The organism is Mediterraneibacter sp. ICN-202921, from assembly GCF_037890075.1.
GTDB lineage: Bacteria > Bacillota > Clostridia > Lachnospirales > Lachnospiraceae > Mediterraneibacter > Mediterraneibacter massiliensis.
Genome location: NZ_JBBKBE010000001.1, coordinates 95,320 through 109,917, shown reverse-complemented (window position 1 = coordinate 109,917; position 14,598 = coordinate 95,320). Strand labels below are relative to the sequence as shown.

Below are 14,598 nucleotides of genomic sequence, written 5' to 3'. Positions count from 1 at the left end.
TATCATTAAATAAACTGGTTTCTTGTATCATCGTATTCATATGCAATTTCTTTTAATTTTTCTGAAAGTGCTTCTTTTGAGATCTGCATATCTTCACATAAGTCATCCAGACTTTTATAGAAATCCCGCAGTTTTGTATTTATCACACTCAAAAGAATCACAGGGTCATTTGGCAATTCTGACAACATGGCAGACATCCTTTCTCTGTAATGATCATTTGAAGTTGCTTATCCTGTGCCTCTACGGGGAGTTTTTCAGCCTGCTGTATAGAATAAAACAGCCCACAGCAGACCAGTTTAGGATGTGTACTTATATAGGCGTCATAAAAGCCCCCGCCATATCCCAATCGGTTTCCCTGCGGATCAAAGGCAAGCCCCGGAACAAAAAGCAGTCCTTTTTCTCCGTTTGCCAAAGGTGCCTTTTCTTCCGGCTCTAAGATTCCTTTGAATCCCGGCTTTAACATGTCCAAACTGCGAATATAATAAAACTCCATCTTATGGGGTCCGCTTACTTTGGGAACAGCGACCTTTTTTCCGTTTTCTAACGCATGTTGTATAATTCTGTGGGTACACACTTCTGTGCCAAAAGAGACATAGCAGTAAAGTTCTTCAGCCTTTAAAAAGTCTGGACAGGAATATACATATGACTCTATAGCTTTCTCCGCCTTTTTTCTTGAAACGGATGGATAAGAATTTCTACTCTCGGAAAAAGTATTCCTAATTTGCTTCTTTATTTCCAAATTTTTCACCTAGATTGATCACTTTCCCATCTTTTTCTTCTACATCTATGTGATCGAGCTGTGCTTTTAAATTTCTACGTATGGCGGCAATATATTCCATACGAAGAAGTTTCTGTTCTTCAGCCTCAGCAGGGCTTAGTCCTTCTGCTTTTGCTTTTTTGTATAAATCGTTGATCCTTTTTATCTTTTGTTCGTCCATATTTTTCCTTTCTGCTGTAGAGCAGCTTCAAAAATCCTTTCCTATCTTACACTATTTTAAGCTATTGGTCTACCTTAACTGGAATAATTTTCGAGAAATGCGTATAATTCTTTTTCTGTGTCTATGTGTTTTCCGGCACATATTTCCTGCTGCACTTCCTCAGGCAGATCTGTCAGCCGAATCTCCGTAAACTCATAGATCGTAGAACAGTCGCTTAAATATACAACAACAAATCCCTGCAGTTCACACAGATAATATCCTTCATTTTTCACCGCATCTCCTTTTGTGGATATACTTTTTGTTTCTTTTGTTTCTTCTAACTTTACCTCTCTTTTATCCAGCGTATACCGATAACTCAACTGATACCCAATCCCAAGCAGTGCAGCCAGAACCAGAAATGCCGACAAAAAGCCAATACAGAACTTTGTTTTCATAAGGAAAAGACTCCTTTTTTACATACAGTATTGGCTTTTTTCTTTAATTTATTCAGATGGAAACAAATGAAACTTTCTGCACAGCCTTACTATCTTTCTTCCTTGCGGAAAACTGATGATTTCTTTTGCTGTAAGCACACCTAATTTTAAAATCGCTGCCGCATATACAATCACAGCTATAAAAACGGAGATACAAGTCGGAATAAACCGTCCGCCGATCAAAAGATCCAGACACAGATACACAGCATATGTAACAACGCCCATTATGACCGCTGCAAGCAGCGGCCTGACAAATGTAAACAAAATCTCCTGATGATATCCACAAGCTTTATGGATCGCTCTTTCATTCAGCATGCACATGCAAACGCCAAATACAATGTTGCTGCCTACAAGGGCATAAATCCCCATTTTAAATACGACCAGCATGATCAGCAACGCTACAATGTGAAATAGTAGAGAGATTGCCGCGTTTTTGGCTGGTACAGACATTTTATCCAATCCTTGCAAAATAGAATTGCTTACAGTGGACCAAGAATACAAAATTACGGTAACCGCACCGGACGCAAGCAGTATAGCAGGTGTTTTACTGGAATCATTATAAAGCAAAACCATCAATGGGGAAGCTAACACGATAAAACCGACAAAGCAGGGAATTGCGATCAACATAGTAAAACGCATCGTCTGGCTGATCTTTTCATGTATCAAAGTTCTTTTTCTGCTTGCCAAAGCAACTGTAAGACTGGGAATCACTGAGGCCGCCAGTCCATTTGCCATAGCTAGAGGAACATTGATCAAAGTATTATATTTTCCTGTATAAATTCCCTGCAGTGCCATATATTCCTTCTCTACAAATCCTTGGGCGTCCATAATAAAATTAAAAATCGTCAGATCTAATATCTGGTTGATATTGTAAATCGCTGTACTGAAAACAACCGGCGCGATCGTAATAAGAAGAATTGTCAAAATATGTCCATATGACTCCTGCCTTTTTGCGCGATCAGAGCGAATCTGACGCCGGATGACGTGCCGGTATATCCAAAAGACAAACACAAGAAACAGCAAAGCGATCAGCGCACCGGCAACCGTTCCTATCGTGCCTCCTGCTGCTCCGTACGCAGGTCCGAGCAGTTCAATGCCTTTTTCTTTTCCGGCTTTTATACCTATCTTAAATAAAACAGCTGCACCGGCTATGCTGACAACTGCATTAATGATCTGCTCAAATACTTGAGAGAGCGCTGTAGGAACCATTGTCCCTAATCCCTGAAAATATCCTCTTAAAACACCCAAAACAGACACGATCAACAGTCCGGGAGCAAGGACTTTCAATGCATACGCACTTAAAGGCGATTTCATCATATTTGTAGAAATGGCATCGGCTCCTAAAAAAATAGCCAGGGCGGAAATAAAACCTACAATAAGTGAAAAAACAAGCGCACACAAAAAGACACGGAACGCATTTCTCCGCTGTCTCCTAGCCATCCTTGCAGATACCAACTTAGATACTGCGATCGGAAGACTAAAAGATGACAGCATTAGCACCATAGCATAGATCTCATAAGCATATCCGTAAAATCCATTTCCTTCATTTCCCAGTATATTCGTAAGGGGGATTCTGTATACGACCCCTATGATCTTTGTAATGACGGCGGCAATAGCTAAAATTGCGCCTTGAACCAAAAAGTCATCTTTTTTAGGGGGTCTGTTCTTTTGCATATCCGGCATAATGTTCCTCCATCATCTATCGTAAGATCGCGATTTTATCCATAATTTCATGCTGCTTGTGTTCCATAACAAAACGATCTTCTTCCTCTATATGATCATATCCGCATAAGTGCAGCATACTGTGCGCGATCAAAAAAGCATATTCTCTCTTGATGGAATGTCCATATGCTTCTGCCTGCAAGAGTACTTTTTCTTTTGATATAACAATATCCCCTAGGATAAGTTCGCCAGAATCCGGATCGAACAGCTCCGGTTGTTCTTCTGAAATATCAGAAAAATCTCCCGGACAGGAAAATTCCAGCATAGGAAAAGAAAGTACATCCGTCGGTTTGTCGATCTGCCGAAAGTCATGATTTAAATTTCGTATTTCCTCGTCTGTTGTAAGCAACAGATTGACCTCTGCCTCATATGGGCAGTTTACATCCTCCAGCACGGCACAGACAACACACCGCGCAATTTCTTCCGTGTCGACGGGCAATATGATTTCTCCTTCTTCTTCCAAATACAAACTCATGGTCTTCTCCTTTTCGCAGATTTTGGCTTACTATTTTTATTCTCGTATTCTTCATATGCTTTTACGATTTTCTGTACGAGAGGATGACGCACTACGTCCTTGCTCGTCAGAGTGCATACTGTAATGTCCTCAATATTTTTTACTACTTTGACTGCTACATCCAGTCCAGACACAGTTCCGGCTGGAAGGTCTTTCTGCGTGGAATCTCCCGTAATGACCACTTTGGAACCGAACCCTATCCGTGTCAGGAACATTTTCATCTGTGCAGGAGTAGTATTCTGTGCCTCATCCAATATGATAAATGCGTTATCCAGCGTCCGTCCTCTCATATAAGCCAGTGGCGCTACTTCGATCAATCCTTTTTCAGAATTTTTTATAAAGCTCTCTGCTCCCATGATCTGATACAGCGCATCATACAGAGGTCTTAAATATGGATCAATCTTACTCTGCAGATCTCCTGGAAGAAAGCCGAGCTTTTCTCCTGCTTCGATTGCCGGCCGTGTCAGGATAATCCTGCTCACTTCATTGCTTTTGAACGCTGTGATCGCCATTGCCATTGCCAAATATGTCTTTCCAGTTCCGGCCGGTCCTAAACCGAATGTGATCATCCCCTCTCGGATCGCATCTACATACCGTTTCTGTCCCAGTGTTTTAGGTTTGATCGGCTTTCCCTGCAATGTGTGACAAATCAATTCCTTATCAATTTCTACAATACCTTCCTCCTGATTTTCATATACAAGAGAGATTGCATAATCAACATTTTGTTCTGTAATCGTATTGCCCCGCCTGGAAAGTTCATAAAGCTGGTCAAGAATGCGTTTTACCTTTTCCGCCTGCGTATGTTCCCCTATAATCTTTGTTTTTCCGTCACGCACGATCAAAGTAGTATGGAAGGCTCTCTCTAATTTTTTTGCATATACATCAAACTGACCAAACACATTCTTTTCATGTTCAGCCGGTATCTCCATTATCAACTCTGCCAGACTCATCTTGTTCAACCCTTTCAATTGTTAATATCTCGGTATCTGCTTCTTCCGTAATACGCTGATTTAAATAAACCGTTCCGGAGGCTGCAGCAGTATTTTTGTCTATGTGTATTTTAACACTATTTTCCTTTATTTGAATACCTTTTTCCTCTAATTCCATACAAAACAAGCGAAAATTTTCACTAAGTTCTGCCTGCAGCTCTTTTTCTGTATAGTTTTTTTGTTGATAAGCATATGATTTTGCCTCTTTTCTTCCAAAAATGACAGGCAGATAAAAATTTTCACCCACTTTAATTTGATGTTCCTCCGTAGAAATTTCTGCATTTTCATATGCATTTTGAATCGTTCCTACAGATAAACGCCAACTACCAAATTGGAGATAATACTGTGATCTGTGTTTTTTATCATACTTTTTCTCCAAATATATAAGCGGCAGACTATCTGTATATTCCAAAGTAGTATCTGCATATATGTCTGCATCTGCTACCTGGTACTGATAGTCAGTCACCTCTCCATTATCGTTTAGGACATCAACCCTCCCAGATACAAGAATATCGCCCTTTGACACCGTATCTCCTATATGCACTTGTGGTACGCCAGAACGTGTCACTATTTTTGTTATGACGCCATCCTCTGTCGCGATCAGATCTTTCGGCGTCTTCTGTTCAGTTTTCATCTCTGCTTCCGGCAGATGATCTTCATTTTCTTTTATCTGAATATGCAGGCGCGTACCGTCTATAGAGGCAGATACCCATACAATATCCTTATATTCTCTGCGTATTTCTTTCGCAATCTGCGCGCAGTCGGTTTCACTTTTTCGCATAAATGGATATACATTTCTTGCAGCAAGAAATTCTATCAGTGTTTCATCCGTCCATCTTTCATTGCCTTCAAAATGAATATCCCAGATAAAGCCAGAGTATGCATACAGAAGGACCACACAAACAAAAAAACCTATAAAAAATACTTTACGCCTTCTGTATCTATGCATAAAAAAAGGAAAGCCATATCTTCCCGACACATTAACTTTTGTATGCGTCTTTTTTAGAACCGGCTTTAAATGTCGAAAGTCTTGCAGACTGATATACATTTCATACGCATCACCTGAAGGAGTAAGTCCCCATATATAAATTTGATGATGTCTGCACATATTCAGAAATCTTTCTGGAGAATATCCTTTCACACGTATTTTTACATACCCTTTGAAATATCGCAGCAATGTTCGGATCACAACGTTTCCCTCCTGTCTCCAAATTCGATCGTCTGGATCCGCCCTGTGATCTTCATCTCGTCATTTGTATAATATGCTATCTGCAGATGCTTGCCTGACAGTTTTATCCGTCTTTCTTTTGTCTGTACCCGTATCAGATTTTCTGTATATTCAAGGATACCCCGATAGTTTTCAATACATACCTCACTCGTTCCCAAAACCGTGATCACTGAAGCGCCCAGTACAACATCTTTGGGCATGCCTGCAGCAGATATCAGTTTTTCTCGAATGTGTTCATGTTCTTGTTCTCTTCCCATAAAAATGCCACACATACGCCTTTTATAGATAGTATATGTGCGGCGGCCGTACCATTAGTACTTTCTCATATACGCTTTTTAAGTTTCTTATTTTTTGCCGTACTGACTGAATATAGAATGTATATCCTCTGGCCTGACATTTTTATATATCTTTTTGTCTATCATAAAATTCGGAGAAGTTCTACATTGCTTTAAACAATTCTGTACCTTTAGATAATATTTCCCATCACAAGAAATATTATTTTTTCCGATCTGCAGTTCTTTACGTATCTGCGCGATCAGCTCCGCACCCTTTTTTCTGCCGCAGCGCTCACCTGAACAGACCGTGATCTCATGGGCACATGCGGACTTTTTCAGGCTCGGATACGTACGTATCAGCAGATCGATGAAGGACAAAGAAACGCCTGTTGCCTGTGCTGCTCTGCTTTTCAATTCTTCTGTCAAAACAGCGTTTACCTCCTTCAACTCCTGCAGCATCTGGACAATGACAGATTGTTCTGCTCTATCTTTTTGTGTACTGTAATAGGATAAAATTTCTTCTGTCTGTCTTTCCTGCTCACTCAACTCCATACCCTCCTATATCTTTTTATTTTCTTTTTTATTTTATACTTCCCGACAATATTTTTTCAATCAACTTTGAGGCTTCTGACTTTGTTATTTTTTCTACATCAAATTCTACTGGCAATCCTTTTTGCTTTATGAGACGTTTTAAAAAAGAGACTTGCTTTGCTGTAGCCGGCAAGCTGATCGCGGCAGGACTCTTTAGTGGTTCAGGGATGAATACAGACGGCATACTTTCTTCATAATAATGTGCCAGTGTCTGATAGAGTTTTGCGGTTGCAAGAGCATCATAATAAGCACGATGTGCCGCCGGATTCTGTATCTGATAATGTTCACATAAGGCACCTAATTTTTTCGAAGGTAAGGATGGATGAGCGGCTTTGGCAATTTTTAAAGTATCTATCCCTTTGTGTTCAAAAGCATAGCCATTTTTTTGTGCGTGATTCCAGACAAAACTGAAATCAAACTGTACATTATGACCGATCAGAATGTCCTCCTGACAGAAGTCTACAAAGTCAGCAAGCACTTCCCGACAGCTTCTGGCAGCCTCCACCATCTTATCACTGATTCCCGTAAGTTCGGTAATCTGAGCCGGAATAGCGCATTCTGGTTTGATAAATTCCATGAATCGCTGCGTCACTTTTCCTTGACGTACTTTTAGGGCTCCTATCTCAATGATCTCATGTTCCTGCGGATTTAATCCGGTTGTTTCTATATCAAAGGCAATGTATGATTTCTGCATGTGTACCTCTTTTGTTCCCCTTTTCTTATAACATTGGTTTACCCCGATTATAGCTTACTTTTTTCTTGTTGTATATCAAAATTTCCGTCAAAAAGAAAAGCAACTGTCCACAATTTTTTACTTATGATAGGGTTCTCTGTTTATGATCCGAAAGCTCCTGTAGATTTGTTCCAACAGAACTACCCGCATAAGTTGATGAGGAAAGGTCATTTTAGAAAAACTAAGCGCAAAATCCGCTCGTTTTAGTACTTCTTTGCTAAGTCCGATAGAGCCACCTATCACAAAGGCAATATTGCTTTTCCCCTGTATGCATAAATGCTCGATTTTTTCTGCCAGTTCCTCCGAGGTCAGCATGTTCCCCTTGATTTCTAATGTGATCACATACATATCGTCCTTGATATATTTTAATATGCGTTGTCCTTCTTTTCCACGTATGCCTTCTTCTGCGGCTGTACTGGCTGTATCCGGCGTTTTTTCATCTGCTACTTCGATGATCGTCAGTTTACAGTACTTGGATAATCGTTTCGTATATTCCGCAATCGCATCTTTTAAATATTTTTCTTTTATCTTTCCTACTGAAAGAAGGGTTATCTGCATGTTTTTCTCCTATCTGATACATAGTAAAGATCTGCTTATTTCGACTCTTTTTTCTTTCCAGTATACTGTGTTGCATCTATACGATATACTGTTGTCCTTTTCAACATATCCGACTGGAAAGGAGTTTCTAAATTTACTTGCAAATGCTCCAACAACAGCTTTAATCCCAGTATCTTTTCCTGTTCTTCCTCAACTTTGTGTATAACTCCAGTGCCCATAATACTACGATAGGCATAGGAATATTTGCACGCACACTCTCCTCGGATCAGCTCATGCGCACAGTCCATCTCGAAGGCAATCTCTTTGTTTTTTTTGAACGCCTCTGCTTTTCTGCCTTCACATGCGCTGTGCACATACAGTTTTAGACTTCCGTCCTGCATAGAAAGTACATAGCCAAAATTCATCGGTACGATAAAAAGTCCTTTTTCATCCATGGATCCAATACGTACCACCTTGCATTGTTCTATTACTTTCTTCTTTTCTTCTATCTCTTTAATTTCTCTTTTATACAGACGCATGATCTTCACTTTCTTTTTTTGTATTTTGTAATAGAAAATACTCCGCCTTCCTCCGCATCCGGTATATCCGGATACAGATTCATGCGGAGTTACATTTCTCATACTTCAGAATATTTTTATTTATCTTTATTTTTTAAATATTCATCAATCCCTTTTGCGCCGGCCTTTCCCGCTCCCATTGCCAAGATAACGGTCGCAGCTCCTGTCACAGCATCGCCGCCTGCAAAAACACCTTCTTTTGATGTCTGTCCGTTTTCTTCGTCTGCAACGATACATTTTCTACGATTTATATCCAATCCTTTTGTAGTGGACGAGATCAATGGATTAGGAGATGTTCCAAGAGACATGATCACAGTATCTACTTCAATATCGTACTCGGAGCCTGGAATCTCAACTGGACGTCTTCTTCCTGAAGCATCAGGCTCGCCTAATTCCATTTTAACAACTGTCATGCTTGTAATGTTTCCGTTGTCGTCTACATTGATCTTTTTCGGATTAGTAAGAAGATCAAAGATAACGCCTTCCTCTTTAGCATGATGAACTTCTTCTACTCGTGCCGGCAGTTCTGCCTCACTTCTTCTATAGACAACATGTACTTCCGCGCCAAGTCTTAATGCAGTTCTTGCGGCATCCATTGCCACATTGCCGCCTCCGACAACAGCGACCTTTTTGCCTGCTGCGATCGGTGTATCATAAGAATCATCGAATGCTTTCATCAAGTTGCTTCTTGTTAAATACTCATTTGCAGAAAATACTTCATTTGCATTTTCTCCAGGAATTCCCATAAACATTGGAAGACCTGCGCCAGAACCAATAAATACGGCTTCAAAACCTTCTTCCTCCATCAACTGATCGACCGTAGTGGATTTTCCTATGACTACATTCGTTTCAAATTTGACGCCTAGTTCTTTTACTTTCTCTATTTCTTTTGCTACGACTTTTTGTTTAGGAAGACGGAATTCCGGAATGCCATATACAAGAACTCCTCCTAACTCATGAAGAGCTTCAAATACTGTCACATCATACCCCAGTTTTGCCAAATCGCCTGCGCATGTCAGTCCGGAAGGACCTGAACCGATAACGGCTACTTTATGCCCATTCTTCTTGTCTGCTCCTACAGGTTTTATATCATGTTCCAAAGCATAGTCAGCGACAAATCTCTCCAGTTTACCGATCGAGACAGGTTCGCCCTTAATGCCGCGGATACATTTCCCTTCACACTGTGATTCTTGAGGACATACTCGTCCGCAGATTGCCGGCAGTGCTGAAGATTTCCCGATGACTTTGTAGGCTTCTTCAATGTTTCCCTCTTTGACTTCATGGATAAACCCGGGAATATCAATTGAAACCGGACATCCTTGTACACACTTTGCATTCTTACAATTTAAACATCTGGCAGCTTCTTCCATAGCCTCTTCCTGATTATAACCAAGGCATACTTCCTCGAAATTAGCTGCTCGTTTTTTCGGATCCTGCTCTCTTACAGGTACCTTCTTCATTACATTTCCCATTAGTCGTCACCTCCACAATGTCCGCATCCGCCGTGATGGGTATCACCTTCCTGAAGTTTCAGCATTGCGCGTCCTTCTTTTGTTTTATACATCTGACTTCTCTTCATCGCTTGATCAAAGTCTACCAAGTGTCCGTCAAATTCAGGACCGTCTACACAGGCAAATTTAATTTCATCGCCTACCTGAAGACGACAAGCGCCGCACATGCCCGTTCCATCGACCATGATCGGATTCATACTGACAATAGTAGGGATTTCTAATTTCTTCGTCAATAAACATACGAATTTCATCATGATCATCGGACCGATAGCAACACAGACATCGTATTGTTTTCCTTCGTTTACCAATTCTTCTACCATAGTCGTGACCATGCCTGCATGTCCATAGGAGCCGTCATCTGTACATGGATAATACTCCCCTGCAACGTCTTTCATCTCATCTTCTAAGATCAGCATATCTTTTGTCTTGGCTCCGACGATCACATCTGCATCAATCCCATGTTCATGGAGCCATTTTACCTGCGGATATACAGGAGCTGCTCCTACACCGCCTGCGACAAACAACATTTTCTTCTTTTTCAATGTCTCCATATCTTCATGAACAAATTCTGAAGCGCATCCCAATGGACCTGTAAAATCGCGGAAACTATCCCCTGCTTTTAATTCACCCATCTTCGTTGTAGACGCTCCAACCTCCTGCACAACAATCGTAATTGTGCCGGCTTCTCTGTCATAATCACAAATCGTAAGCGGAATACGTTCTCCTTTTTCATCCATCTTTACAATCACAAACTGGCCAGGCTGACAGTGACTAGCAACACGCGGTGCATGTACATCCATCAGAAAGATCTTATCAGCCAGTTTTTCAGCTTTTAATATCTTATACATGTTTTTCCTCCTTGTAAAAATCACCCTTTCCCTATAATACGCTATTTACAGCGGAAAGGCAAGTATTCTTTCCTGTCCGTATACACAATAGGGACAGGCACAATTTCTTTGCGCCTGTCCCTGCATGTATTCTTCCTCTTATTAGAAGTCAACTTCTGTTCCGTAATATGTACATGTAAACAGTTTTTCCATTGTTGCAGGATCGATTGCACGTGGATTAGAACCTGTACAGGCATCTCCTACTGCCAGCTCTGCAATGTTAGCAATTTTTTCTTTAAATTCTTCTTCATTGATTCCAAAATCTTTCAGAGTTTTTGGAATATTCAATTTTACATTGAAATCATCAATTTTCTCTACAAGACTGTTTATCAGAGCTTTTTCTGATGTTCCAGCAAGACCCATTCTGCGTGCGATCTCAGCATAACGTTTTGCAGCCACTGGATCTTTTGCATTATATTTAATAACATAAGGAAGGTAAATTGCATTTGCGCATCCATGTGGAATATGTCCTGTTGAGAATGCAGCTCCTGTCTTATGTGCCATAGAATGTACGATACCTAAAAGTGCATTAGAGAATGCCATTCCTGCCAAACACTGTGCATAATGCATCTGCTCTCTTGCAACCATATCACAATTGTAAGAAGCAGGAAGATAATCCAGAACCATCTCGATTGCCTGCAGTGCAAGAGGATCTGTAAATGGTCCATTCAATGTAGAAACATAAGCCTCAATTGCATGTGTAAGTGCATCCATGCCTGTATACGCAACCTGTTTTACAGGAAGTCCTGATACAAGATCTGGATCAACGATCGCTACATCTGGTGTAATATTGAAGTCTGCCAGAGGATATTTCACTCCTGTCTGGTAGTTTGTAATAACAGAAAATGCTGTTACTTCTGTTGCTGTTCCTGATGTAGAAGGAATCGCCGCAAATTTTGCTTTCTGTCTTAATTCTGGGAAACCAAATGGTACGCAAAGCTGTTCAAATGTTACATCCGGATATTCATAGAATGCCCACATTGCTTTTGCTGCATCGATCGGTGATCCGCCTCCCATAGAAACAATCCAGTCTGGTTCAAAAGCACGCATTGCTTCAGCGCCTTTCATAACTGTCTCCACAGATGGATCTGGCTCAACACCTTCAAATACCTGGACTTCCATTCCGGCTTCTTTCAAGTAATTTACAGCTCTGTCGAGAAATCCCTGGCGTTTCATAGATCCGCCGCCTACTACTAAGATCGCTTTTTTTCCTTTTAAATTTTTGAGTTCTTCCAGACATCCTTTTCCGTGGTAGATGTCTCTTGGTAAACAAAATCTGCTCATGATCTGCATCTCCTTTTGCTTATGTTATTTTTTTAACAAAACTATTATAACACTGCTGTTCTGGTTATGCAAGCCTTTTCCTATAATTTGTTCTAGAGAATTTTTGTTATTCTCTATTCTAAATTGAGACTATACCTTTTTGTCGTGACCTGGGTCATTTTTCCATTATTATTATTTACCAAAACCGCCTTAAACGTGGTCCATTCTCCTACTGCAACCGCAGGCATATCGACGGGTCCTGCATACTGCAAAGATGCTGTGGTAGGTTCGCTGCCGTCCAGCGTGTAATAGGCAGTATAGCCTTCCGGTACATGGACTGTTATTTGTGCAGCTTCACTATACGTTCCTGTAGACGGATTGACAGAGGGGGCGTTTGCAATCGGAATCTGTACCGTGTATGTCTTAGAGACAACAACACTTGGAATCCCCTTTTTATTCACCGCCAGTGCCTGTATCTGTGTTTCCCCTTCTTCCAATAGAATCGGCTCTGCATACTGTGTACTGGAAGTGGTCGGCTCGCTGCCGTCTGTCGTATAATAAATGGTACTGCCTTCCGCTTTAATAGTTACTTGCTGCACTTCGTCATAATTTCCTTCTTCTGGAGTAAACTCCGGCGCAGGTGAAACATATGCCTTTACTTTGGACAACACCTTTTGGTCTTCACATCCTTCCAGCAATTCGGATATTTTCCCCAGCTGATCGGTATCCTTATAAAACTGGATGGCTGCTTTATAGATTTCTGCGTTAGAAGGCTGGGTTTCCAACGCAGACAAAAATACTTCCTCCGCTGTGTCTAAATCTTCCTGCTGTATATATACCTTGGACAATCCGATATATGCTTCTGCTTTTCCAGAGCTTCTGCCGATCGCACGGCGGAACAGCTGTTCTGCAGAACTATATTCACTGGTCTGAAGTGCCTTATATCCTTGTTTTACAATGCCTACATAGGAATTGCGATAAAGTACAAAACCAGCTATGCCTAACAGAAGCAAAATCCCCAAAAGTACGATAAGCAATCTTTGCCGCCTCTTTTTTGCCGCCTGTTTTTTTCGAGTCATCTGCTGTCTTCGCCTCGCCTCGGGACTTTTAGACAATTTCCCTGTATTCGACGCATTCGTACGGATATTGGATGTCCCTTGTACTCTTCCGGTATTTTTGCTTCCTCGCATGTTTCCAGTCGTTTTTCTTTGTACGCCTTGTTCTTGTCGAGTCTGATACTGTGTCCTTCTGCTCCCCCTGATTCTGTCTAATTCTCCCTGACTTAGGACACGCGTAGAATTTCCATATTCTGTTGTATCTTCTCTTTGTATTCTGCGCAGATCACTTGTTCCTATCGGACGTGTTGCGTCTTCCACAGAGCCTTTCACTTGCTGTGTAAGAACGTCTTCCAAGGGATTATAATCTGGCACGATCTGGACTTGCATACCGCATTTAGGACAAATCAGTTCCTCATCCGAAAATACGGCCCCACAATGCCTGCATCTCATAGTATTTCCCCCTACCTGCGCACTGTCTCTACACAGTTATTCATCAACATTGCGATCGTCATCGGTCCTACTCCCCCCGGAACCGGTGTGATCGCGGATACGTTTGGTTCTACATCGGCAAAATCTACATCTCCACAGAGATGACCTTCCTCATCTCTGTGCATGCCGACATCGATCACGACTGCACCGTCTTTCACATATTCGGATGTGATAAACTGTCTTTTCCCTATCGCCACGATCAAAATATCCGCTCTTTTTGTGATCTCTTTCAGATTTTTGGTACGGGAATGGGCTACTGTCACTGTGCCATTTTCTCTTAAAAGCAATGCGGCCATTGGTTTGCCGACAATATTGCTTCTCCCGACAATGACACATTCTTTTCCTTCGATAGAAATATCAGATCGTTTTAAAAGCTGTATGATTCCCGCCGGTGTACAGGACAAAAATCCTTTTTCTCCGATCCACAGCCTTCCCACACTTGTCGGATGAAAACCGTCAACATCTTTTTCCGGCGAAATCGTTCGGATGATCCGATCTTCATTTATATGTTTAGGAAGCGGCAGCTGTACAAGTATTCCATTTACATTTGATGAGTTATTCAGACTTTTTACAAGATCGACGAGTTCTTCCTCTGTTGTACTTTCTAACAATTCATAAGACTGTGATTCGATCCCGATATATGCACATGCCTTTTTCTTATTATTGACGTATACGGTAGAAGCCGGATCCTCTCCTACCTGTATAACCGCAAGGCATATATGTTTTCCTTTTTCTTTAAACTGTTTTACTTCCTCTTTTAATTCTTCTTTTATCTCTTTAGAAATTCTCTTTCCGTCAATTCGTACTGCCAT

General features: G+C 41.1%; 18 protein-coding genes. All 18 read right to left on the bottom strand.

The genetic code is table 11. The annotated features are described in order from the left end of the window. Window positions 1-5: 5 nt before the first annotated feature. Complete coding sequence (locus tag WKT01_RS00530; protein ID WP_270394683.1) at window positions 6-188, bottom strand: DUF4250 domain-containing protein; 183 nt, start codon at window positions 186-188, stop codon at window positions 6-8. Next, window positions 158-748 carry a 5-formyltetrahydrofolate cyclo-ligase gene (locus tag WKT01_RS00525; protein ID WP_270394682.1) on the bottom strand — a complete coding sequence of 197 codons (591 nt, stop codon included), beginning with the start codon at window positions 746-748 and terminating at the stop codon, window positions 158-160. Before WKT01_RS00525 ends, WKT01_RS00530 begins: the two co-directional genes overlap by 31 nt. Further along, a complete protein-coding gene (locus tag WKT01_RS00520) occupies window positions 717-938 on the bottom strand; it encodes a DUF896 domain-containing protein (RefSeq protein ID WP_059069454.1) in 222 nt (73 codons plus the stop codon). Before WKT01_RS00520 ends, WKT01_RS00525 begins: the two co-directional genes overlap by 32 nt. Before the next feature lie 74 nt (window positions 939-1,012). Continuing rightward, window positions 1,013-1,372 (bottom strand): hypothetical protein, encoded by a 360-nt coding sequence (locus tag WKT01_RS00515; RefSeq protein ID WP_059069451.1) that lies wholly within the window; start codon window positions 1,370-1,372, stop codon window positions 1,013-1,015. Window positions 1,373-1,420: 48 nt separating this feature from the next. Further along, a complete protein-coding gene (locus tag WKT01_RS00510) occupies window positions 1,421-3,094 on the bottom strand; it encodes a putative polysaccharide biosynthesis protein (RefSeq protein WP_270394680.1) in 1,674 nt (557 codons plus the stop codon). A 16-nt stretch (window positions 3,095-3,110) separates the two neighbouring features. Continuing rightward, a complete protein-coding gene (gene ybeY / locus WKT01_RS00505; protein WP_059069448.1) occupies window positions 3,111-3,608 on the bottom strand; it encodes an rRNA maturation RNase YbeY in 498 nt (165 codons plus the stop codon). Further along, complete coding sequence (locus WKT01_RS00500) at window positions 3,605-4,597, bottom strand: PhoH family protein (protein WP_270394677.1); 993 nt, start codon at window positions 4,595-4,597, stop codon at window positions 3,605-3,607. The genes ybeY and WKT01_RS00500 overlap by 4 nt, the downstream gene beginning before the upstream one ends. After that, entirely contained in the window at window positions 4,560-5,825 is a 1,266-nt protein-coding gene (locus WKT01_RS00495) for a sporulation protein YqfD (RefSeq protein ID WP_270394675.1), read from the bottom strand. The genes WKT01_RS00500 and WKT01_RS00495 overlap by 38 nt, the downstream gene beginning before the upstream one ends. After that, window positions 5,822-6,136, bottom strand: coding sequence for a YabP/YqfC family sporulation protein (locus WKT01_RS00490; RefSeq protein WP_059069444.1), 315 nt, complete (start codon window positions 6,134-6,136; stop codon window positions 5,822-5,824). The genes WKT01_RS00495 and WKT01_RS00490 overlap by 4 nt, the downstream gene beginning before the upstream one ends. A 72-nt stretch (window positions 6,137-6,208) precedes the next feature. Next, window positions 6,209-6,685, bottom strand: a complete 477-nt coding sequence (locus tag WKT01_RS00485; protein ID WP_162858244.1) for an NADH-quinone oxidoreductase subunit NuoE family protein — start codon at window positions 6,683-6,685, stop codon at window positions 6,209-6,211. A gap of 34 nt (window positions 6,686-6,719) precedes the next feature. Continuing rightward, window positions 6,720-7,424 carry a 3'-5' exonuclease gene (locus WKT01_RS00480; protein WP_340311298.1) on the bottom strand — a complete coding sequence of 235 codons (705 nt, stop codon included), beginning with the start codon at window positions 7,422-7,424 and terminating at the stop codon, window positions 6,720-6,722. Window positions 7,425-7,541: 117 nt separating this feature from the next. Then, window positions 7,542-8,021, bottom strand: coding sequence for a 23S rRNA (pseudouridine(1915)-N(3))-methyltransferase RlmH (gene rlmH, locus WKT01_RS00475; protein ID WP_117974244.1), 480 nt, complete (start codon window positions 8,019-8,021; stop codon window positions 7,542-7,544). Between the two features lie 35 nt (window positions 8,022-8,056). Next, a complete protein-coding gene (locus WKT01_RS00470; RefSeq protein WP_242866633.1) occupies window positions 8,057-8,641 on the bottom strand; it encodes a pyridoxamine 5'-phosphate oxidase family protein in 585 nt (194 codons plus the stop codon). Window positions 8,642-8,655: 14 nt separating this feature from the next. Continuing rightward, window positions 8,656-10,050: an NADPH-dependent glutamate synthase gene (gene gltA / locus WKT01_RS00465; RefSeq protein WP_059069436.1), complete on the bottom strand. Its 1,395-nt coding sequence runs from the start codon at window positions 10,048-10,050 to the stop codon at window positions 8,656-8,658. Further along, on the bottom strand, window positions 10,050-10,937 hold the full coding sequence (locus WKT01_RS00460) for a sulfide/dihydroorotate dehydrogenase-like FAD/NAD-binding protein (RefSeq protein WP_059069434.1): 888 nt from the start codon (window positions 10,935-10,937) through the stop codon (window positions 10,050-10,052). Before WKT01_RS00460 ends, gltA begins: the two co-directional genes overlap by 1 nt. A gap of 141 nt (window positions 10,938-11,078) precedes the next feature. Next, a complete protein-coding gene (locus WKT01_RS00455; RefSeq protein WP_059069432.1) occupies window positions 11,079-12,260 on the bottom strand; it encodes an iron-containing alcohol dehydrogenase in 1,182 nt (393 codons plus the stop codon). Window positions 12,261-12,373: 113 nt separating this feature from the next. Beyond that, window positions 12,374-13,747 carry a chitobiase/beta-hexosaminidase C-terminal domain-containing protein gene (locus WKT01_RS00450; RefSeq protein ID WP_117974246.1) on the bottom strand — a complete coding sequence of 458 codons (1,374 nt, stop codon included), beginning with the start codon at window positions 13,745-13,747 and terminating at the stop codon, window positions 12,374-12,376. An 11-nt stretch (window positions 13,748-13,758) separates the two neighbouring features. Then, window positions 13,759-14,598 (bottom strand): bifunctional methylenetetrahydrofolate dehydrogenase/methenyltetrahydrofolate cyclohydrolase FolD, encoded by an 840-nt coding sequence (folD, locus tag WKT01_RS00445; protein ID WP_117974247.1) that lies wholly within the window; start codon window positions 14,596-14,598, stop codon window positions 13,759-13,761.